24 protein-coding genes are annotated in these 18,497 nt (G+C 69.5%); 18 read left to right on the forward strand and 6 right to left on the reverse strand.

Annotated elements, in window-relative coordinates; translation table 11 throughout:
• Positions 1-2: 2 nt before the first annotated feature.
• Together ABZ796_RS04785 and ABZ796_RS04790 are read left to right on the forward strand one after the other, a co-directional pair.
• A complete protein-coding gene (locus ABZ796_RS04785; protein ID WP_357335026.1) occupies positions 3-974 on the forward strand; it encodes an alpha/beta hydrolase fold domain-containing protein in 972 nt (323 codons plus the stop codon).
• A gap of 20 nt (positions 975-994) precedes the next feature.
• Positions 995-2,041 carry a helix-turn-helix domain-containing protein gene (locus ABZ796_RS04790; protein ID WP_357335028.1) on the forward strand — a complete coding sequence of 349 codons (1,047 nt, stop codon included), beginning with the start codon at positions 995-997 and terminating at the stop codon, positions 2,039-2,041.
• A 5-nt stretch (positions 2,042-2,046) separates the two neighbouring features.
• On the opposite strand, the gene ABZ796_RS04795 is transcribed toward ABZ796_RS04790, so the two are convergent.
• The 3 genes from ABZ796_RS04795 to ABZ796_RS04805 are packed head-to-tail and all read right to left on the reverse strand — an operon-like array spanning position 2,047 to position 4,641.
• The gene (locus tag ABZ796_RS04795; protein WP_357335029.1) at positions 2,047-2,946 is read right to left on the reverse strand and encodes a COX15/CtaA family protein; all 900 of its coding nucleotides are present in this window, start codon (positions 2,944-2,946) and stop codon (positions 2,047-2,049) included.
• Positions 2,943-3,734: an ABC transporter permease gene (locus tag ABZ796_RS04800; RefSeq protein ID WP_357335031.1), complete on the reverse strand. Its 792-nt coding sequence runs from the start codon at positions 3,732-3,734 to the stop codon at positions 2,943-2,945. The genes ABZ796_RS04795 and ABZ796_RS04800 overlap by 4 nt, the downstream gene beginning before the upstream one ends.
• Positions 3,727-4,641, reverse strand: coding sequence for an ABC transporter ATP-binding protein (locus ABZ796_RS04805; RefSeq protein ID WP_357335227.1), 915 nt, complete (start codon positions 4,639-4,641; stop codon positions 3,727-3,729). The genes ABZ796_RS04800 and ABZ796_RS04805 overlap by 8 nt, the downstream gene beginning before the upstream one ends.
• A 295-nt stretch (positions 4,642-4,936) precedes the next feature.
• Between ABZ796_RS04805 and ABZ796_RS04810 the strand changes: the two genes are divergently transcribed.
• Together ABZ796_RS04810 and ABZ796_RS04815 are read left to right on the forward strand one after the other, a co-directional pair.
• Positions 4,937-5,578: a glyoxalase gene (locus tag ABZ796_RS04810; RefSeq protein WP_357335033.1), complete on the forward strand. Its 642-nt coding sequence runs from the start codon at positions 4,937-4,939 to the stop codon at positions 5,576-5,578.
• Positions 5,544-6,014, forward strand: a complete 471-nt coding sequence (locus tag ABZ796_RS04815; protein ID WP_357335035.1) for a PPOX class F420-dependent oxidoreductase — start codon at positions 5,544-5,546, stop codon at positions 6,012-6,014. Before ABZ796_RS04810 ends, ABZ796_RS04815 begins: the two co-directional genes overlap by 35 nt.
• A 49-nt stretch (positions 6,015-6,063) precedes the next feature.
• On the opposite strand, the gene ABZ796_RS04820 is transcribed toward ABZ796_RS04815, so the two are convergent.
• Complete coding sequence (locus tag ABZ796_RS04820) at positions 6,064-6,660, reverse strand: methyltransferase domain-containing protein (protein ID WP_357335037.1); 597 nt, start codon at positions 6,658-6,660, stop codon at positions 6,064-6,066.
• 69 nt (positions 6,661-6,729) lie between these two features.
• On the opposite strand from ABZ796_RS04820, the gene ABZ796_RS04825 reads away from it, so the two are divergent.
• The 8 genes from ABZ796_RS04825 (at position 6,730) to ABZ796_RS04860 (ending at position 13,512) form a co-directional block, all read left to right on the forward strand.
• On the forward strand, positions 6,730-7,113 hold the full coding sequence (locus ABZ796_RS04825; RefSeq protein WP_357335038.1) for a hypothetical protein: 384 nt from the start codon (positions 6,730-6,732) through the stop codon (positions 7,111-7,113).
• Between the two features lie 118 nt (positions 7,114-7,231).
• Positions 7,232-7,975 carry a metalloregulator ArsR/SmtB family transcription factor gene (locus ABZ796_RS04830; RefSeq protein WP_357335040.1) on the forward strand — a complete coding sequence of 248 codons (744 nt, stop codon included), beginning with the start codon at positions 7,232-7,234 and terminating at the stop codon, positions 7,973-7,975.
• Positions 7,972-9,390, forward strand: coding sequence for a Fe-S cluster assembly protein SufB (sufB, locus tag ABZ796_RS04835; RefSeq protein WP_091041037.1), 1,419 nt, complete (start codon positions 7,972-7,974; stop codon positions 9,388-9,390). The genes ABZ796_RS04830 and sufB overlap by 4 nt, the downstream gene beginning before the upstream one ends.
• Entirely contained in the window at positions 9,390-10,571 is a 1,182-nt protein-coding gene (gene sufD / locus ABZ796_RS04840) for a Fe-S cluster assembly protein SufD (protein ID WP_357335042.1), read from the forward strand. Before sufB ends, sufD begins: the two co-directional genes overlap by 1 nt.
• Entirely contained in the window at positions 10,568-11,326 is a 759-nt protein-coding gene (gene sufC, locus ABZ796_RS04845; RefSeq protein ID WP_357335044.1) for a Fe-S cluster assembly ATPase SufC, read from the forward strand. The genes sufD and sufC overlap by 4 nt, the downstream gene beginning before the upstream one ends.
• 1 nt (position 11,327) lies before the next feature.
• Positions 11,328-12,581, forward strand: a complete 1,254-nt coding sequence (locus ABZ796_RS04850; protein ID WP_357335046.1) for a cysteine desulfurase — start codon at positions 11,328-11,330, stop codon at positions 12,579-12,581.
• Entirely contained in the window at positions 12,581-13,045 is a 465-nt protein-coding gene (gene sufU, locus ABZ796_RS04855) for a Fe-S cluster assembly sulfur transfer protein SufU (RefSeq protein ID WP_357335048.1), read from the forward strand. Before ABZ796_RS04850 ends, sufU begins: the two co-directional genes overlap by 1 nt.
• A 131-nt stretch (positions 13,046-13,176) precedes the next feature.
• Positions 13,177-13,512: a metal-sulfur cluster assembly factor gene (locus ABZ796_RS04860; RefSeq protein ID WP_160028798.1), complete on the forward strand. Its 336-nt coding sequence runs from the start codon at positions 13,177-13,179 to the stop codon at positions 13,510-13,512.
• A 60-nt stretch (positions 13,513-13,572) separates the two neighbouring features.
• Here the strand turns inward: ABZ796_RS04860 and ABZ796_RS04865 are convergent, their stop codons facing one another.
• On the reverse strand, positions 13,573-13,914 hold the full coding sequence (locus ABZ796_RS04865; protein WP_357335050.1) for a WhiB family transcriptional regulator: 342 nt from the start codon (positions 13,912-13,914) through the stop codon (positions 13,573-13,575).
• A 356-nt stretch (positions 13,915-14,270) separates the two neighbouring features.
• Between ABZ796_RS04865 and ABZ796_RS04870 the strand changes: the two genes are divergently transcribed.
• From ABZ796_RS04870 to ABZ796_RS04890, 5 genes are read left to right on the forward strand one after another with little or no spacing between them, the layout of a single operon-like run.
• Positions 14,271-14,597, forward strand: a complete 327-nt coding sequence (locus ABZ796_RS04870; RefSeq protein ID WP_357335052.1) for a hypothetical protein — start codon at positions 14,271-14,273, stop codon at positions 14,595-14,597.
• A gap of 20 nt (positions 14,598-14,617) precedes the next feature.
• On the forward strand, positions 14,618-15,463 hold the full coding sequence (locus tag ABZ796_RS04875) for a GNAT family N-acetyltransferase (protein WP_357335053.1): 846 nt from the start codon (positions 14,618-14,620) through the stop codon (positions 15,461-15,463).
• Between the two features lie 25 nt (positions 15,464-15,488).
• On the forward strand, positions 15,489-16,022 hold the full coding sequence (locus ABZ796_RS04880) for an ASCH domain-containing protein (RefSeq protein WP_357335055.1): 534 nt from the start codon (positions 15,489-15,491) through the stop codon (positions 16,020-16,022).
• A gap of 23 nt (positions 16,023-16,045) precedes the next feature.
• Positions 16,046-16,408: an MmcQ/YjbR family DNA-binding protein gene (locus tag ABZ796_RS04885; RefSeq protein ID WP_357335057.1), complete on the forward strand. Its 363-nt coding sequence runs from the start codon at positions 16,046-16,048 to the stop codon at positions 16,406-16,408.
• A 9-nt stretch (positions 16,409-16,417) separates the two neighbouring features.
• On the forward strand, positions 16,418-17,032 hold the full coding sequence (locus tag ABZ796_RS04890; protein WP_357335058.1) for an acVLRF1 family peptidyl-tRNA hydrolase: 615 nt from the start codon (positions 16,418-16,420) through the stop codon (positions 17,030-17,032).
• Between the two features lie 10 nt (positions 17,033-17,042).
• On the opposite strand, the gene ABZ796_RS04895 is transcribed toward ABZ796_RS04890, so the two are convergent.
• Entirely contained in the window at positions 17,043-17,471 is a 429-nt protein-coding gene (locus tag ABZ796_RS04895; protein WP_357335060.1) for a hypothetical protein, read from the reverse strand.
• A 102-nt stretch (positions 17,472-17,573) separates the two neighbouring features.
• On the opposite strand from ABZ796_RS04895, the gene ABZ796_RS04900 reads away from it, so the two are divergent.
• Positions 17,574-18,491 carry a phosphotransferase gene (locus ABZ796_RS04900; protein WP_357335062.1) on the forward strand — a complete coding sequence of 306 codons (918 nt, stop codon included), beginning with the start codon at positions 17,574-17,576 and terminating at the stop codon, positions 18,489-18,491.
• Positions 18,492-18,497: the final 6 nt, after the last annotated feature.

The following is an 18,497-nucleotide window of genomic DNA, read 5'->3' on the forward strand; positions in this document are numbered from 1 at the left end:
CAGTGCCGACTGAGCATGTGTTGCCACGCCCGGGCTTCGACCCGGAGCTGAAGGCCGGGCTCGCCGTGGTCGGGGGCATGTTCCCGCCCACCGTCACGCCTGAGCTGGTCGAGTTCATGCGGGCCAGCTACGCCGCCCCACCGATGGGCGACGTGTTCGCCGCCCGTCGGATCGATGTGCGTGAGGTGAGCTTCCCTGGTCACGGCGGCGACGAGATCAGCGCCGCAGTGCTCCGCTCGGCCGATGCCGACGGCCCTCGCCCGGCGGTCCTCTACGCGCACTCCGGTGGCCTCATGTTCGGCGACAAGTTCAGTGGCCTCGACCTGTGCCTTGACTGGGTCACCGATCTCGGAGTCGTCCTCGTCACCGTCGACTACCGCCTCGCTCCCGAGCACCCGGATCCGTACGCCCGCGAGGACATGTACGCCGCGCTCGAGTGGCTCGCGCAGAACACCGATGACCTGGGCGTACGCGGCGACCGGCTGCTCGTTGCCGGCGCGAGTGCCGGAGGTGGACTCGCGGCGGGTCTGGCCCTGGCCGCTCGGGATCGAGGCGGACCCAGGCTGTGCGGACAGGTGCTCGACTACCCGATGCTGGATGACCGTGGCACCACTCCCTCCACCGATCAGTTCGACGGCGTCGGTGTGTGGGACCGGGTCAGCAACGAGACCGGGTGGCAGGCGGTCCTCGGCGACCGACGGGGTGGACCAGAGGTGTCGCCCTTCATCGCCCCGGCTCGCGCGAGCGAACTGTCCGGGCTTCCGCCTGCCTTCATTGACGTCGGAGCCGCTGAGATCTTCCGCGACGAGGCGATTGCCTACGCCAACGGCATCTGGGGTGCTGGAGGCGATGCCGAGCTGCATGTGTGGTCAGGTGCCTTCCACGCGTGCGACATCTTCGCTCCCCACACCAGCGTAGGGCGCTCGATGATCAGCACCCGCAACAGATGGGTGGAGAAGATCCTTGCCGACTGAGCCGCGAGAGGAGAGCTGAGATGCAGGATCTGCTGGGACGCATCGCCCGGCTGGACCCGAGTGCGAGCCTCGGGTTGCGGGTCATCGCATGCTTCGACGAGCTGATCGTCGGCAACGTCAACACCCGTGCGCTGCTCGCCGCGGCCGCGTCGCTGGCCGGTTGTGCGGCGGGGTTCGGCCAGAGCGACCCGGCCCGGGTGATCCGCGTGGGGCCTAAGGGCGAGCTACTGCCTGGACAGCGGCCGGCTCCGGCCGCGGAGGCGTCGGCCCCGATCGCGGAGGGCATGGTGGTGTGGCTGGAGCGTGAGGGTGCCGCGCTCGCCAACGACGCGATCATCCTCGAGCGCCTGGCGCTGGCCGTACGCATCCGGCACGGTCGTGGCCCGCGCGAAGTCGACAACCGGCGACATCTTGGGATTCTGACCGACCGTGAGGCGTCCGATGAGGAGCGTCTCGCCGCGGCCGGCGCGATCGGCCTGGTCGCCTCCCACCGTTACCGCGTGGTGGCGGCGCCCCTGTTCGCGGTGTGGTCCGGACGTCCGAGCGGACCTGAGGACGTGATCGGCACCCGCTACGGCCCGATCCATGCGCTCGTCATCCCGGAGACCTACGACGCCTTCGACGCCTCCCCGTCCGGCATCGGCGCGGCGACGACGGTCGTCGGTCTCCACCATTCCTTCAGGACCGCTCTGGTGGCGCTACGGCTCTCACTGCCCCCAGCCGAGCCGCAGGTGCTCGCGGACACCTACGGCGGTCTCGTCGAGTTGCTGGCCGAGGCCGGTGACGACGCCTGGCATCATGACGCCGAGTGCCTTGATGCGGTTGCCCGCCACGCGTGGGGCATGGAGACCGTCGACGCGCTCGTCATGACGCAGTCCGTGCGCGAGGCGGCACGCATGCTCGGCATCCACCATTCCACGATGCAGTCTCGCCTCGACACGATCGCCGCCACGCTTGGGTTCAACCCGATCGCGGGGTTCGGCAGGTCACGCCTCGGGATCGCCTACCTCCAACACCGGATGCGCCGGTCGACGGTGCTGGACCTACCAGCGCCGTCGATGCGCTGAGCGGGTCAGCCGCGCGCGCGGGTGGAGACCACGACGCGGGCGAGGCCGGCGGAGATCAGGGCGGCGCCGAGCATGTGGAAGCCGACCAGGAGCACGGGGAGGTCGGTGAGGTACTGCACCCAGCCGATCAGACCCTGGGCGAGCTCGACGACGAGCAGGACGATGGTGACGCTGCGGACGTAGGCGTTCTTCCGGCCCAGCCACAGCGTGACCAGGGTGGCGGCGATGAGCGCGTAGACGGCGTAGGCGTGGATGTGGGACATCAGGGCCGGGTCGAGGCCGGTGCGGCGGGAGTCGAGGTCGCCGGAGTGTGGGCCGGAGCCGGTCACGACGGTGCCGAGCCAGAGCGAGAGCCAGCCGACGACGAGGGTGACCACGGCGGCGATCCGTACGCTGCGTGGCGCGGCCTCGCGCTTGGGTGAGCGGAGCTCGTCGAGCATCCAGACGCACAGGCCGACCATCGCCATCGAGGCGAGCAGGTGGAGCGCGACGACGTAGGGGTTGAGCTGGGTGAGCACCGTGATGCCGCCGAGGATCCCCTGGAGCGGGATACCGAAGGCGACGACGACCGCCAGGTTGCGGATGACGTCGCGGCGGTTCCACACCGCGAAGACGACCGCGATCGCGATGGCGGCCAGGACGTAGGTCAGCAGCCGGTTGCCGAACTCGATGACGCCGTTGATCCCGAGCGCCTCATGAGCGACGTAGGACTCCTCGGTGCACTTGGGCCAGGTGGGGCAGCCGAGGCCGGAGCCGGTCAACCGGACGACCCCGCCGGTGACGACGATCCCGATGTTGGCGACGAGGTTGGCGATGGCCAGGCCGAACGCGTGCGCGCGGAGCCAGGCGAGGACCTTGTCCTTGGCCGAGGGAGCCGGGCCGGTGGAGGGTTCGGTGGACGTCATTCCCACTTGAAGGTCCTAGCTGTGAGGGTGGAGCCGAGAACGGCCCAGATCAGGAGCACGCCGAGATCGCGCCAGGCGGGCACGCCGTCGAGGAAGGCGGTGCGTACCGCCTCGCCCAGCGCGCCCGAGGGCAGCCAGCGGGCGACGTCGCCGTAAGCGCCGTAGGCCGTCAGCGGCAGCACCACGGCGCCACCGGCGAGGAGGAGCAGGTAGATGAGGTTGGCCGCGGCCAGCGTCGCCTCGGCGCGCAGCACGCCGGCGACGAAGAGCCCGAGCGAGGCGAAGGCCAGCGTGCCCATCGCGATGGCGAGGAAGAAGGCGAGGACGGTGCCGAACCCTGCTGCGGGGGTCCAGCCGAGGATCTGGCCGACGCCGCCGATGACGAACAGCTGCACGAGCTGTACGCAGCCGAGCGCGAGCACCTTGCCGGCGAGCAGGCCGATCCGGGGGAGGGGAGAGGCACCCAAGCGCTTGATCACGCCGTAGCGCCGCTCGAACCCGGTCGCGATCGCGAGGCTCGTGAACGAGGTCGACATGATCGCCAGGGCGAGGACGCCCGGGGTGAGGAGGTCGACCAGGGGCCGGTCGGTGCCGAGGTCGAGGTCGATCGCGTTGCCCGCGGTGACGCCGCCGATCAGGACCATCACCGGGATCACGACGGCGAGGAGGAGCTGCTCGCCGTTGCGCAGCATCAGCTTGGCCTCCATCAGCGCCTGGGCGACCACCTGCCGGGTGATCGGGGCGCCGCCGGGCTTCGGGGTGAAGGTCCCCGTGGCCACCTCAGACATGCTCGATCCCCTCGGTGAGATGGAGCCCTCCGGTGAGATCGAGGAAGACATCCTCGAGGCTCCTGCGGCCCAGGGTCAGCGACTCCGGGAGGACGTCGTTCTCCTCGCACCAGCGGCTCACCTTGGCGAGCGTGGTCGGGTCGGCCTTGCCGGTGACCCGCATCGAACGCTCATCCAGCAGGGTGACCTCGGTGTCCTCGCCGAGCGCCTTGCGTAGCGACTCGCGGGCACCGGGCGGGAACGGCTTGGTGACGACCAGCCTCACGGTGGCGGTCGCGCCACCTCTGGTGAGCTCGAGCGGAGTGCCCGAGGCGATCATTCGCCCGCGGTCGATGATGTGCACCTGGTCGGCCAGCTCCTCGGCCTCCTCCAGGTAGTGGGTGGTCAGCACGACGGTGACGCCGTCGGCGCGCAGCTCGCGCAGCAGCTCCCAGGTCGTACGCCGCCCCTGCGGGTCCATCCCCGCCGTCGGCTCGTCCACGAACACCAGCTCCGGACGGCCGACCAGCGCCATCGCCAGCCCGAGCCGCTGCTGCTGCCCGCCGGAGAGGCGCCGGTAGGGGGTGCGACCGCACTCGCCCAGCCCGAGCCGCTCGGCCAGGTAGTCGACGTCGAGCGGATGCGCGTGAAGTCGGGAGATGTGCTTGAGCATCTCCATGGCGCGTACGCCGCTCCAGGCGCCCTGTCCCTGCAGCATCACCCCGATCCGGGGGAGCAGCTGCTTGCGGTCGGCGATCGGGTCGAGCCCGAGCACGCGCACCGTCCCCTGTTGGGGCTTGCGATAGCCCTCGCACGTCTCCAGGGTGGTCGTCTTGCCGGCGCCGTTCGGGCCGAGCACGGCCGTGATCGAGCCCTCCGCGACGCTCAGGGTGAGTCCGTCGACGGCCGTCTTGTCGCCATAGGTCATGCGCAGGTCGCGTACCTCGACAGCGGGCCTGGCGACGGAAGATTCCACGGCGGCAGTCTAAGAAGGCGTACGCCACCGGCCCAATCGCGTGGGTGCGATCCTGTGGATTCTTAGCTGTCTATAAGGACGTTGGCCGCCCAACTCCCACCGAAGGACGGCCAACGCGGGGATGAGACGGGATGCCCCCAGGGCCATGACGCGGTGTCTCAGACACAATTTCTGCTCAGGAGACCAACAAGAAAGCCGGTCAGGAATCGAGAAGCCCCGGCGGCCTCCGGATTCCTAAGGTCGAGACATGTTCACACTTGAGACCATCACCCTCGACGCAACCGACCCGGCGGACGCCCGGGCGTTCTACGAGAAGGCCTTCGGGCTCACCGACCAGATCTCCGTACGCCAGGGCCCGGGCACCGGCACCGGCCGCCCGTTCACGCTCTCCCTGGTCGTCGGTCAGCCCTCGACGGTCGACAGCCTCGTCGACTCGGCGCTCGAGGCCGGCGCCACCTCGCTCAAGCCCGTGGAGAAGTCGTTCTGGGGCTACGGCGGCATCGTCCAGGCCCCCGACGGCTCGGTCTGGAAGCTCGCGACCTCGGCGAAGAAGGACCACGGTCCCGCCACCCGGGAGATCGACGACATCGTCCTGCTCCTCGGCGTCGCCGACGTCAAGGCGAGCAAGCGGTTCTACGCCGAGCGCGGGCTCGGCGTGAAGCGGAGCTTCGGCGGCAAGTACGCCGAGTTCGAGGCCGCTCCCGGAGCCGTCCAGCTCGCGATCTATCCCCGGCGCGCCCTGGAGAAGGAGACCGGCGTCGCGCTCGACCCCGCTGCTGCGTACGGGATCGTGCTGGGTGGCGGCAGCGAGGCCTTCACCGACCCGGACGGGTTCACCTGGCAGGCTGGGGACCATGGCACGCACGATCGCGACGAACACGACCGTTGATCTCGAGGGGCTCCTGGAGTTCGTACGTCCCCGCCACCAGATGATCCTGGTGACCGGCCGAGCCGACGGTTCCCCGCAGCTCTCGCCGGTCACCGGCGGCGTCGACGACGAGGGGCGGATCGTGATCGCGACCTACCCCGAGCGGGCCAAGACCCGCAACGCCCGCAGGCGTCCGCAGGTCAGCGTGATGGTCCTCTCCGAGGAGTGGAACGGTGCCTGGGTCCAGGTCGACGGCGAGGCCGAGGTCCTCGACGCGGCCGCGGGCGAAGAGGCCCTGGACGCCTTCGTCACCTACTTCCGCAACATCTCCGGCGAGCACTCCGACTGGGACGAGTACCGCCAGGCCATGGTCGACCAGGGCAAGTCCCTCCTCCGGATCACCCCGAAGCGCTGGGGCCCGATCGCCACCGGCGGCTTCCCGGCGCGCCTCGCCTGAGCCTGTGCTGTGAGGCGGTGCCGTGAGCCGGTGCCGTAGTCGGACGGGTTCAACGGCGCTGCCAGATCCCGAGGCGGTGGCTCCAGGGCAGCCGCGGGTTCAGCCGGCGCGGCTCGGAGAGGTGGACCAGGTCGAAGTCGGAGCCGAGGGCGCGGGTCATGTCCTCGGGGAGGTACGTCCACGGCGGGCCCGCCTCCTCGCTCGGACGGTCGATGGGGAAGACACCCGAGGCGACTCGCCCGCCCGGGCGTACGACCGCGCGGGCCAGGTCGCCGACGCGGCCGCGCCAGGCAGGCGGCAGTGCGCAGAAGAAGGTGTGGTCCCACATCAGGTCGACCGGCCTGCCGGTCGCGCCCAGGACGACGTCGATGTCGAGCGCGTCGCCGACCACGTAGGTGAGGTTCGGGTAGTGCTCTGCTGCGTGGGCGGCCGCTGTGGGCGAGAGGTCGACGACTGTCGTACGCCATCCGGCTGCCGCCAACCCCGCCGCGTCGTGCCCTCGGCCGGCGCCGGGCGCGAAGGCGGTGCCGGGCTCACCGAAGAGCGCCGCGTCCTCTTCGATGTAGGCCACGGGAGCGCCGAGGTCCCAGCCGGTCGTGCCGCGGACGTACGCGCTCTCCCAGTCTGTGGGGTCGTTGACGGTCATGGGCCACAGTCTCTCCGACCCGCGCCCAGACGGTTCCGCGGGCCGTCGCCGACCGGTACGCTTTCGAACATGAGATCGACTGGCGGAGGATCCCGATGGGACGTACCGCTGCCGTTCGACGTCGCTCCCGATGCGGTGACGGCGCCCGCGAAGCGATCACCGGCGCCCGTGCCGGAAGACGGAGCGCAGGTCCACCGTCTCGTCGGCGCCCACCTCACCTCCCGCGGCCTGCCGCCCGGATCCGACCTGATGATCAACCCTCGCCGGCCTCAGCGCGGTGAGGTGGCGGTCGTGCGGTCCGGCGGCCGCATCCGGGTGGGCATCTTCGACCTCGAGCGCGGTCGCGCGGTGCTGCGCTCCGACCGCGGCACCCGCTGGCTGCCGCCCGACGCCGTCTACGTCGGCGTCGCCGCCCTCGCCTCTCCGACCCTCGACGGGATGCCGACGGGCTGATCGGTGGTCGCTGCTGAGCGGGATGCGGTGGTGACGTACGACACGGTGTGCCTGCTCGATGAGCAAGTAAGGGTGACCTTCGTTGAATCGGCTGGGGGAATAACGTCACAATGGTGTTGTGAAATTCGACGAGAGCACTCTGCCGCCCAACGGGCACAGCGCAGAGACCAGCGAGGAGAGCACCCGCCAGCGGGTCGCTCGGGCGCTGCTCGTCGACGGTCCGCAGACGGCCGCGACGCTGGCCAAGCGGCTCGATCTCACCCCGGCCGCGGTCAGGCGCCACCTGGACGCCCTGGCCGAGGAGGAGGCGGTGGAGCAGCGTGAGCCGCGCACCGCGTCCACGCGGGGGCGGGGCCGCCCGGCCAAGCTCTTCGCGCTCACCGACCAGGGTCGCGACGGCTTCGAGAAGAAGTACGACGACCTGGCGGTCGAGGCGCTGCGGTTCCTCTCCGAGGTGGCCGGCGAGGAGGCCGTGCGGGAATTCGCGGAGCGCCGCGCGGCGTTCATCAAGCAGGGACTGGACCGGATCGCCGCCGGCGAGACGGACCTCAGCCCCGCGCAGGTGCTCGCGAACGTGTTCACGGCCAACGGCTATGCGGCCTCCGTCAGGGAGCTCCCGCTGATCAACGGCCATGACGCAGGCGAGCAGCTGTGCCAGCAGCACTGCCCGGTCGCCCATGTCGCCCAGGAGTTCCCCGAGCTCTGCGAGGCGGAGACAGAGGCGATCGCGAAGCTGCTCGGCACCCACGTACAACGCTTGGCCACCATCGCCCACGGCGACGGGGTCTGCACGACGCACATCCCTCCTGGATCCTCCGGTCCCGGCGAAGTTTCGAAGAAGAAGGAGCAGGTCACGACATGACCTCCATCGAGGAGCTCAACCCCGAGCTGAAGGGCATCGGCAAGTACGAGTTCGGCTGGTCCGACTCGGACGTCGCCGGTGCCGCGGCACAGCGCGGTCTCAACGACGCCATCGTCCGCGACATCTCCGGCAAGAAGTCCGAGCCGCAGTGGATGCTCGACCTGCGCCTGAAGGGCCTCAAGCTCTTCGGCCGCAAGCCGATGCCCACCTGGGGCTCCGACCTCTCGGACATCGACTTCGACAACATCAAGTACTTCGTGCGCTCGTCGGAGAAGCAGGCCACCTCGTGGGAGGACCTGCCCGAGGACATCAAGAACACCTACGACCGCCTCGGCATCCCGGAGGCGGAGAAGCAGCGCCTCGTCGCCGGTGTCGCCGCGCAGTACGAGTCGGAGGTCGTCTACCACTCGATCCGCGAGGACCTCGAGGCCCAGGGCGTGCTCTTCCTCGACACCGACACCGCGCTCAAGGAGCACCCGGAGATCTTCCAGGAGTACTTCGGCACGGTGATCCCGGTCGGCGACAACAAGTTCGCCGCGCTGAACACCGCGGTGTGGTCGGGTGGCTCCTTCATCTACGTGCCCAAGGGTGTCCACGTCGACATCCCGCTGCAGGCCTACTTCCGGATCAACACCGAGAACATGGGCCAGTTCGAGCGCACCCTGATCATCGCCGACGAGGGCTCCTACGTTCACTACGTCGAGGGCTGCACCGCGCCGATCTACCAGTCCGACTCGCTGCACTCCGCGGTCGTCGAGATCATCGTGAAGAAGAACGCCCGCGTTCGCTACACGACCATCCAGAACTGGTCGAACAACGTCTACAACCTGGTCACCAAGCGCGCCGTCTGCGAAGAGGGCGCGACCATGGAGTGGGTCGACGGCAACATCGGCTCCAAGGTGACCATGAAGTACCCGGCGGTCTACCTGATGGGTGAGCACGCCAAGGGCGAGACGCTCTCGATCGCCTTCGCCGGCGAGGGCCAGCACCAGGACGCGGGCGCCAAGATGGTGCACGCCGCCCCGAACACCTCCAGCTCGATCCTGTCGAAGTCGGTGGCCCGCGGCGGTGGCCGCACCTCCTACCGCGGCCTGATCCAGATCAACGAGGGCGCCCACGGCTCGAAGTCCAACGTGCTCTGCGACGCGCTCCTGGTCGACCAGATCTCCCGCTCGGACACCTACCCCTACGTCGACATCCGCGAGGACGACGTCTCGATGGGTCACGAGGCCTCGGTCTCGAAGGTCTCCGACGACCAGCTGTTCTACCTGATGTCCCGCGGCATGGCCGAGGACGAGGCGATGGCGATGATCGTGCGCGGCTTCGTCGAGCCGATCGCCAAGGAGCTCCCGATGGAGTACGCCCTCGAGCTCAACCGCCTGATCGAACTGCAGATGGAAGGAGCGGTCGGCTGATGACCGCAGCTGTGCAGGAGGCCCTGGAGCTCGACAAGGTCGAGTCCCACCTCCACCCCGAAGGCTCTTTCGACGTCGAGGCGCACGAGGTGCCGAAGGGTCGCGAGGAGATCTGGCGGTTCACCCCGCTCAAGCGGCTCAAGGGCATCCACGACTCGGCGCCGTTCGCCGACGGTGCGACCAAGGTGGAGGTCGAGGCGGCCTCCGGTGTGACCGTGGAGACCGTGGCGGCCGACGATGACGTACGTGGGTCCTCGGGCCTGGTCCCGACCGACCGCGTCTCGGCGCGGGCCTGGGCGGCCAGCACCGGGGCGACCGTCGTACGGATCCCGACCGACACCGTCGTCGAGGGCGCGACCGTGATCCGCCACCACGGCACCGGCTCGGAGACCGCCGGCGCCGGTCACGCGGTGATCGTCGCGGAGAAGTTCGCCAAGGCGACCGTCGTGCTGGTCTTCGACGGCTCCGCCGTCGTCGCCGACAACATCGAGATCGTCGTCGAGGACGGTGCCGACCTCACCGTCGTCTCCGTCCAGGACTGGGCCGACGACGCCGTCCACCTCTCCACCCAGCACGCCAAGGTCGGCCGCGACGCCAACCTCAAGCACGTCTCGGTGAGCTTCGGCGGCGACGTGGTGCGCCACGACTTCTCGGCCGAGTACGCCGGACCCGGTGGCTCGGTGGAGTCGCTCGGCCTCTACTTCGCCGACGCCGGCCAGCACATCGAGCACCGTCTCTTCGTCGACCACACCGCCCCGAAGACCAAGTCCAACGTGGTCTACAAGGGTGCGCTGCAGGGCGAGAAGGCCCACGCGGTCTGGATCGGCAACGTGCTGATCCGCAAGGAGGCCGAGGGCATCGAGACGTACGAGGAGAACCGCAACCTCATCCTCACCGACGGTGCCTGGGCCGACTCCGTGCCCAACCTGGAGATCGAGACCGGCGAGATCGAGGGCGCGGGTCACGCGTCGGCGATCGGCCGGTTCGACGACGAGCAGCTCTTCTACCTGCAGAGCCGCGGCGTCTCCGAGACCGAGGCCAAGCGCCTGGTCGTGCACGGCTTCTTCAACGACCTGATCCGTCAGATCGGCGTCCCCGAGCTCGAGGAGAAGCTGACCGGCACGGTCGAGGCCGAGCTCGCCAAGAACATCAACACTCTGATCACGAAGGACAACGCATGAGCACGCTTGAGATCAAGGACCTCACGGTCTCGGTCGACACCGAGGACGGTGCCAAGGAGATCCTCAAGGGCGTGACCCTGACGATCAACTCCGGCGAGACCCACGCGATCATGGGCCCCAACGGCTCGGGCAAGTCGACCCTTGCCTACTCGATCGCCGGCCACCCGAAGTACACCATCACCGGTGGCACCGTCACCCTCGACGGTGAGGACGTCCTGGAGATGTCCGTCGACGAGCGCGCCAAGGCCGGTCTCTTCCTGGCGATGCAGTACCCCGTCGAGGTCCCCGGCGTGAGTGTGGCCAACTTCCTGCGCACCGCGAAGACCGCGCTGACCGGCGAGGCCCCCAAGCTGCGTACGTGGGTCAAGGACGTCAACGGTGCGATGAACAAGATGCACCTGGACCCGACCTTCTCCCAGCGCTCGGTCAACGAGGGCTTCTCCGGTGGCGAGAAGAAGCGCCACGAGATCGCCCAGCTCGACATCCTCGACCCGGCCTTCGCGCTGCTCGACGAGATCGACTCCGGTCTCGACATCGACGCGCTCAAGGTCGTCTCCGAGGGGATCAACGACTTCCGCGCCCGCGATGGCAAGTCGGTCCTGCTGATCACCCACTACACCCGCATCCTGCGCTACATCAAGCCTGACCACGTGCACGTCTTCGTGGCCGGCCGGATCGCGGAGTCGGGTGGCCCGGACCTGGCCGAGGAGCTGGAGGCCAACGGCTACGAGAAGTACGTCTCGGCAGGGGTCTGACATGAAGGGTCTGCTGCCCGACCTGGATCTGGTCCGCAAGGACTTTCCGATCCTGGAGCGCACCTTCGACGGTGGCGAGACCCCGCTGGTCTACCTCGACAGCGCCAACACCTCGCAGAAGCCGCAGATCGTGATCGACACCATGGTCGACCACCTGGAGCGGCACAACGCCAACATCGCCCGGGCGATGCACCACCTGGGTGCCGAGGCCACCGAAGCCTTCGAGGGGGCGCGCGACACCGTCGCGCGCTTCCTCGGCGCGCCCGAGCGCGACGAGGTGATCTTCACCAAGAACGCCTCCGAGGCGCTCAACCTGGTCGCCAACACCGTGCCGCTGGCCGCGGGCGACGTGGTCGTGACCACCGAGATGGAGCACCACTCCAACATCGTTCCGTGGCAGCTCGCCACGCAGCGTGCGGGTGCGACGTTGAAGTGGTTCGGACTCACCGACTCCGGTGAGCTCGATCTGTCGAACATCGACGAGCTGATCACGCCGGCGACCAAGATCGTCGCGCTGACCTGGGTCTCCAACATGCTCGGCACGATCAACCCGGTCGCCCAGATCGCCCGCAAGGCCCACGAGGTCGGCGCGCTGGTCGTCGTCGACGCTGCGCAGGCCGCCCCGGTGCTGCCGATCGACCTGGCCTCGATGGCCGAGGAGGAGCGTCCCGACTTCCTCGTCTTCACCGGCCACAAGGTCGTCGGCCCGACCGGCATCGGCGTCCTGTGGGGCCGGCGGGCCGCGCTCGAGGCGCTGCCGCCGTTCCTCGGTGGCGGCGAGATGATCGCGACGGTGACGATGGAGAAGTCGACCTACGCACCGATCCCGCACAAGTTCGAGGCCGGCACCCCGCCGATCGCGGAGGCCGTGGGCCTCGGTGCGGCGCTGGAATACCTCATGCACGTCGGGATGGAGAACGTCCACGCCCACGAGCAGGCGATCACGGCCTATGCGCTGGAGCGCCTCGCGACCGTCCCGGGCGTGAGCGTGCTCGGCCCGGCCGATGCGGCCAAGCGCGGCGGTGCGATCGCCTTCGAGCTCGACGGGGTCCACCCGCACGACGTGGCCCAGGTGCTCGACTCCAAGGGCGTCGCCATCCGTGCCGGGCACCACTGCGCCAAGCCGGCCCACCAGCGGTTCGGCGTACAGGCCTCCAACCGGATGTCGTCCTACCTCTACACCACGCCCGCCGAGATCGACGCGCTGGTCGAGGGGCTGGAATACGTACGCACGTTCTTCAAGTTGGACCAGTGATGACTGCTGCCAATCTCGAAGCGATGTACCAGGAGATCATCCTGGACCATTACAAGAACCCGCACGGGAAGGGTCTTCGCGACCCGTTCGAGGCGGAGGTTCACCACGTCAACCCGACCTGTGGTGACGAGATCACCCTCCGGGTGCATGTCGACGGCGGCAAGATCGAGGACATCTCCTACGACGCCCTCGGCTGCTCCATCTCGCAGGCATCTGCCTCCGTGCTCAACGACCTGGTCGTCGGCAAGACGGTGGATGAGGCGATGGTCGTCCACGAGGAGTTCCTTCGCCTGATGCAGGGCAAGGGCCAGGTGGAACCCGACGAGGACATTCTGGAGGACGGCATCGCCTTCGCCGGTGTCGCCAAGTTCCCCGCCCGGATCAAGTGCGCGCTGCTGTCGTGGATGGCCTGGAAAGACGCCACCGCACAGGCCAACGTGCAGGCGCTCGCTGAGGAGAGATGATGACTGAGACCGACCACAGCACACACGACCACGCGGGTCACGACCACTCCGGTCACGACCACTCCGGTCATGACCACGCAGGCCACGACCACGGTCATGGCCACGGTCACGAGGCCCCGGAGTGGCAGGGGATGCGTACGTCCACGGTCGAAGGCGCGAGCCTGAAGATCGAGGACGTCGAGGAGGCGATGAAGGATGTCGTCGACCCCGAGCTCGGCATCAACGTCGTCGACCTGGGCCTGATCTACGGCCTGCACATCGAGGACCACTCCAACGTGGTCATCGACATGACGCTGACCTCGGCGGCCTGCCCGCTGACCGACGTCATCCAGGACCAGACCTCGCAGGCCTTGGAGGGCATGGTCAACGACGTGCACATCAACTGGGTCTGGATGCCGCCGTGGGGCCCGGACAAGATCACCCCCGACGGCCGCGAGATGCTGCGCGCTCTCGGGTTCAACGTCTGAGGGTTCGCCCGACGTGGGAGTCCTGTAGTCACTCGGTGACCTCAGGACTCCCACGTCATTTCAAGCAACTCTTCCGGCCCTCGCGATCGCTTCCTGGCTGCGCTTGTAGGGCTTTCGTCCGGGAGTTCTGGGCTCGGTGCGGGGCTTGCCGCTCTCCATGAGCACGCCGCCCCAGACTCCCCACTCCCGCCGCGCGGTGCCGAGCTCGAGGCAGGTCTGCCGCATCGGGCAGTCGGCGCAGACCTGCTGTGCCTCGGCGAGCTGGGTGAGGTCCTCGGGGTGAAAGAGCTCCGGGTCCTCGCCCACGCAGGCCCACTCGTCGGTCCGGGGAGTCGGGTGCTTCAGCGTCAGCTCGTAGGTCTTGGTGCTGAATCCCTCTCCGAAGAGTGTGATGATCTCCATCTCGTTCACCTCCTGGTGATGCTGCTGGACATGAGAAAAGGCCGCTCCCGTCGATCGGAGCGGCCCTGGTGGGTGCGGTGAGCACCTACTCCTGATGCGGCTCCATGCGCGCAAAATTCACGCCCTGGACCGGTCGGCCCAGGATGTCGTAGGTGGTGATGCATTCGCGCATGTCCTCAACGCTACTGACCGGGATCCCTGCGCGGCCACTGGTTTGTTTGGGAAGGTGTCGGCATGGACGTAGCCGCCCACACCGCAGTCAACCGCCGCCTGCTCGCCGACTTCTTCGACGGCCTCGACGAGTCCCAGCTGGAGACCCGGAGCCTCTGCTCGGCCTGGTCGGTGAGGGAGGTCCGTTGGGGCAGTTCACCGACCACTGCACCCATCTGCATGACTGCGCCCGGCCGCTCGGGCTCGACACCGACGTCCCGCTCGAGGCCTGGCGCGCGGTGCTCGACTGGTTGCCGACCAGGCAGGCCTCGCTCGGGGTGGTCCCTGCCGGACGACTCGACGGGCTCGCGCTGCGCGACAGACCAGGACTGGTCCTGGACTGCGCTCGACGGCTCGGCGAGGAGGTCGCCGGTCCCAGCGAGGCCCTGGCGATGGCGCTCTCCGGCCGGACGGTCGCGCTGGTGGATCTCGACGGACCCGGGGTGGAGACCTTGCGGAAGCGAGTCGGTTGACCCGGGTAGGCTCCGCGGACGTGGATGCTCCTGGTCGGATCTGGTTCGGATACATCGCCGCGGTGGGGATCGCGGTGATCGGGCTGATCACCCTGGACCCGCTCGCGTTCGGCCTGGCCTTCGCCGTGCTGGTCGCGACGGTGCTGGGGGAGTGGTACCGCGGTCGCCAGGCCACCCTCGCCGCCGCCGCAGGGGCCGGCGGCCTTGCGGAGCTCGTCTCCCGATGGGCCCGGGGCTGGGCCTACGCACGGGGCTTCCCGCGCCCCGCCGCGGTCCCCGGAGGCGTACGCGTCGAGGTGGGGGAGCCCGGCCGCCGGGTCGAGTGGGTGGCGACCGACGCCGCGGACACGCTCGCCGGGCTCGTCGACACCGTTCGGGCCACGCCCGAGGCGTGGCTGTCGGTGGTCACCGACTCGCCCGCCGGCGTACGTCCCTGGTTCGTCGAGGGCGGGCTGGTGGCGAGCGACGCCGAGGAGGCCCTGATGTCGATCGATCTGGCCGACCACGCGTCGCGCGAGCTTCCGGAGGGCTACCGCGCCGAGATGGAGAGGGACGGCGGTGTCATCACGGTGACGGTGCGCTCGGGTGAGGCTGCAGCCGCGGCCGGGACGATCGCCGTCATCGGCACCGACGCCGTCGCCGACCGCATCCGGACCGACCCCGACCATCGGCGCCGCGGGCTCGGCGGCGCGGTGATGAGTCTGCTCGTTGCGGCCGCCCGCGAGGCCGGTGCGGGCCACGGCCTCCTGGTCGCGAGCGAGATGGGAGAACCGCTCTACGCCGGCCTCGGCTGGCGCGCCGAGGCCCGCCTGGTGACCGCGCGATCACCCGCGCCGCACACCTCCGTCGAGTCCCAGCACGGCTAGCGCGAACTGTGATTGAGTGTCGCCTATGAGCGACGACGCTGTCATGGCCCCCGACAACCCTGAGCAAGAGACAGAGGTTGCTGCGTTCTGGGAGGACGTGAAGCATCACGCCCACCTGAGCGCCGCTCCGGGCTACTTCGGCGCGTCCCCGCTGGAAGCGTTGCAGCCGCCGGCGTGGGCGTTCGGCGGGACGCCGGACGAGGCAGACGGGCTGCTCGAGCTCGTCCTCGAGGGCGTGAAGACGGCGACGGCCACGGCGGAGTGGGACTTCGAGAGCGGCGAGGAGCCGTTCCCGACCGTGGGCGGCATGAGCATCATCCTCGACGGGTCCGGTCATCCGCGGGCACTGATCGCCACCACTCAGGTCGACGTCGCCCCGTTCCGGGAGGTCCCTGAGGAGTTCGCCCGGCTCGAGGGCGAGGGCGACCTGTCGCTCGAATACTGGCGCGAGGTCCACGAACGCTTCTTCACCGAGTTCGCCGGTCCCGATCACGAGTTCAGCGAGGACATGCCGGTCGTGATGGAACAGTTCGAGCTCGTCTGGCCTAAGCCGGACTGACCCGAGAGCTCGGATGCTGGGCGATGACACCGACTGAGCTGACCGAGCGGGTGCGCGGGATCTGCCTCGGGTTCCCGGAGAGTGCCGAGCGGGCCACCCATGGGGCGCCCGGCTTCTTCGTGAAGAAGCAGTTCGTGATGCTGTGGCCGCAGGGACATCACGGGCGAGACGAGCCGCACTTGTGGGCGGCCGCCGCGGCGGGGGTGCAGGCCGAGGTCGTGGGTGATGATCCCGAGCGCTTCTTCGTGCCGCCCTACGTCGGTGGCCGCGGCTGGGTCGGCATGCGGCTCGACGGTGACGTCGACTGGGCCGAGGTCGCCGAGATCTGCGAGGACGCGTATCGGCAGATCGCGCCGCCTCGGCTGCTGAGCGGCCTGGACCGGTAGCGTACGGACATGCCCAACGTCGCCGTCCCGGTCGCTCGGATCCAGCGTTGGGTCGACAACTTCGCCGCCCGCCACGGCGAGACCCGGCTCGCGATCGACTCCGGCGCGCTGACCGGCGCCGCGGCCGACGGCTCGGCGTTCATCGCGGCGCTGCCGTTCGAGAAGACGTACGCCGGGCCGGCCGAGGTCGAGGCGTTCGTCGCCGCCTCCGCGGCCCCTCGGGAGTGGGGCCTGCTGCTGGTGCGCAAGGGCGGCTTCGCGATCGCCCGGATGAGCGGCGGCGAGATCGCCGAGCACAAGATCGGACGGCGCCACGTCCAGGGGAAGACCAAGGCGGGTGGCTGGAGCCAGCAGCGCTTCGCCCGGCGCCGCGCCAACCAGGCCAGCGCCGCGTACGAAGCCGCAGCCGACCATGCCGCCCGGATCCTCGACGGGCTGCGTGGGCCGCTCGTCACCGGCGGCGACCACGGTGGCATCGACGACGTGCTCGAGGACCGGCGGCTGCAGCCGCTCACCGTGACCGGACCGTGGCTGCCAGTGCAGGATCCCAACCGCGCGGTGCTGGATCAGGCCATCGAGGACGCCCAGAAGGTGCGGATCGAGGTCCTCAACGCCGACGCCTGACGCCTCGGCGTCAGGGGAGCTGCCAGACTCCCGGCGATCCCTTGACCATCAGGCCGTCGCTCAGGAGCGTCTGGCGGGCGCGTCGCGCGGCGTATCGCCAGCGGAGCTCGCCTTCCGGGGTGGTCTCGAAGTCGCCCTGGAGCAGGCTGTCGGCCAGCTGGCTCTCGAGCTCGTCGAGGACGTCGTCGGCGGACATCGAGCCGCCGGCGGTCTCGAGGATCTCGAGGATGAGCGGCGCGAAGGCGGCCGGCGGGGTCCACTTGCGAGGAGCGGACTTGGTGACGACCTTCGGTGCGGCGGCCGTCGTGCTCGACGTGGTCTTGCGGACCCGGGTTGTCGGCTTCTTCACTGGAGCCGGAGCGGGCGGGGCCGGGGGCCGCCCATGGATGCACTGTGACAGCGGCAGGTCGCACAGCTCGCAGTAGTCGGTCTCGGACATCGGCTCAACCATATCGGCCCCGGGACCAAACTCAGCATCCCGTCGTCGCATCGCGGCGGTGAGTGCCGTCGCGACCTGCGAGGATGCGCTACTTTGGCAAGCATGTGGCAGCCCGACCCAGGGTGGCTCGTCCTCCCCGGCGGCACCGGACCCTCCACGCTGGGGGTCTGGCGCACCGCCGTGGGCGAGGAACAGGACGCGGTCGTGGTCAAGCGGCTCGGGCCGCCGGGGACGTACGATCCGGCCGAGCTGAGCCGCTGGCGACACTTCGCCTACTGGCGGCGGGCGGCCGACGTCGCCACCTCGGGGCTCGTCGATGACACCCCTGGCATGATCGGCGCCCGAACCAGCGTCGCTGAGGACGACGAGGGCATCACCCTGACCACCGAATGGGTCGAGGACGCCGCCAACTCCGGCCTCTTCGCGGCGCTCTCGATGGGCCGTTTCGCCGGCGCTGACCTCGGCGAGGTGCGCTGGCTGGCGCGTGACCAGTTCCGTGACCGGATGGCCCGGGTGGAGTACAACGGCGGCTGGCCGACCCTGATGCGTACGACCGCCGCGGACATCGCCCACACCCTCTGGGAGCGGCGCGGTCGCTTCACCGATCTCCTCGACGAGCTCCCCCAGGTCGCCCAGCACGGCGACCCCGCGCCGCAGAACCTCCTCGGCCGCACCGAGGACGGCGAGCGGCTGGTCGCGATCGACTGGTCGAGCCTCGGTCGTGGCCCGGTCGGCGGGGATCTCGGGCTCCACCTGCTGTACGCCCGGGAGTCGTTCGAACCGCTGCTGGAGGCGTACGTCCTGGGGCTGCCCTCCGGCATCGCGACCCGCGAGGAGGTGACGCTCGGTGCCCAGATCAGCGCGGTCTACACCGCGCTCAGTCGCGCCGAGTGGGCGCTGAGCCGGGTCACGCCGGGGGAGGGCCCGCTGCTCGCGAAGTTCCGCCATCCCGCGGTCGCGCCCCACCTGCGGACCCTGCAGAAGCAGGCACCGCTGGTGGAGGCGCTGCTCGAGATGTGACCTCCG

The organism is Nocardioides sp. NPDC047086 (genome assembly GCF_040643685.1).
In the GTDB taxonomy this organism is placed as follows: domain Bacteria; phylum Actinomycetota; class Actinomycetes; order Propionibacteriales; family Nocardioidaceae; genus Nocardioides.

Excerpts from the sequence above, each read along its gene's own strand:
- ABZ796_RS04790 (WP_357335028.1), top strand. The coding sequence starts at position 995 with ATGCAGGATCTGCTGGGACGCATCGCCCGGCTGGACCCGAGTGCGAGC.
- ABZ796_RS04795 (WP_357335029.1), bottom strand. The coding sequence starts at position 2,946 with ATGACGTCCACCGAACCCTCCACCGGCCCGGCTCCCTCGGCCAAGGAC.
- ABZ796_RS04800 (WP_357335031.1), bottom strand. The coding sequence starts at position 3,734 with ATGTCTGAGGTGGCCACGGGGACCTTCACCCCGAAGCCCGGCGGCGCC.
- ABZ796_RS04805 (WP_357335227.1), bottom strand. The coding sequence starts at position 4,641 with ATGACCTATGGCGACAAGACGGCCGTCGACGGACTCACCCTGAGCGTC.
- ABZ796_RS04810 (WP_357335033.1), top strand. The coding sequence starts at position 4,937 with ATGTTCACACTTGAGACCATCACCCTCGACGCAACCGACCCGGCGGAC.
- ABZ796_RS04815 (WP_357335035.1), top strand. The coding sequence starts at position 5,544 with ATGGCACGCACGATCGCGACGAACACGACCGTTGATCTCGAGGGGCTC.
- ABZ796_RS04820 (WP_357335037.1), bottom strand. The coding sequence starts at position 6,660 with ATGACCGTCAACGACCCCACAGACTGGGAGAGCGCGTACGTCCGCGGC.
- ABZ796_RS04825 (WP_357335038.1), top strand. The coding sequence starts at position 6,730 with ATGAGATCGACTGGCGGAGGATCCCGATGGGACGTACCGCTGCCGTTC.
- sufB (WP_091041037.1), top strand. The coding sequence starts at position 7,972 with ATGACCTCCATCGAGGAGCTCAACCCCGAGCTGAAGGGCATCGGCAAG.
- sufD (WP_357335042.1), top strand. The coding sequence starts at position 9,390 with ATGACCGCAGCTGTGCAGGAGGCCCTGGAGCTCGACAAGGTCGAGTCC.
- sufC (WP_357335044.1), top strand. The coding sequence starts at position 10,568 with ATGAGCACGCTTGAGATCAAGGACCTCACGGTCTCGGTCGACACCGAG.
- ABZ796_RS04850 (WP_357335046.1), top strand. The coding sequence starts at position 11,328 with ATGAAGGGTCTGCTGCCCGACCTGGATCTGGTCCGCAAGGACTTTCCG.
- sufU (WP_357335048.1), top strand. The coding sequence starts at position 12,581 with ATGACTGCTGCCAATCTCGAAGCGATGTACCAGGAGATCATCCTGGAC.
- ABZ796_RS04860 (WP_160028798.1), top strand. The coding sequence starts at position 13,177 with ATGCGTACGTCCACGGTCGAAGGCGCGAGCCTGAAGATCGAGGACGTC.
- ABZ796_RS04865 (WP_357335050.1), bottom strand. The coding sequence starts at position 13,914 with ATGGAGATCATCACACTCTTCGGAGAGGGATTCAGCACCAAGACCTAC.
- ABZ796_RS04880 (WP_357335055.1), top strand. The coding sequence starts at position 15,489 with ATGAGCGACGACGCTGTCATGGCCCCCGACAACCCTGAGCAAGAGACA.
- ABZ796_RS04885 (WP_357335057.1), top strand. The coding sequence starts at position 16,046 with ATGACACCGACTGAGCTGACCGAGCGGGTGCGCGGGATCTGCCTCGGG.
- ABZ796_RS04890 (WP_357335058.1), top strand. The coding sequence starts at position 16,418 with ATGCCCAACGTCGCCGTCCCGGTCGCTCGGATCCAGCGTTGGGTCGAC.
- ABZ796_RS04895 (WP_357335060.1), bottom strand. The coding sequence starts at position 17,471 with ATGTCCGAGACCGACTACTGCGAGCTGTGCGACCTGCCGCTGTCACAG.
- ABZ796_RS04900 (WP_357335062.1), top strand. The coding sequence starts at position 17,574 with ATGTGGCAGCCCGACCCAGGGTGGCTCGTCCTCCCCGGCGGCACCGGA.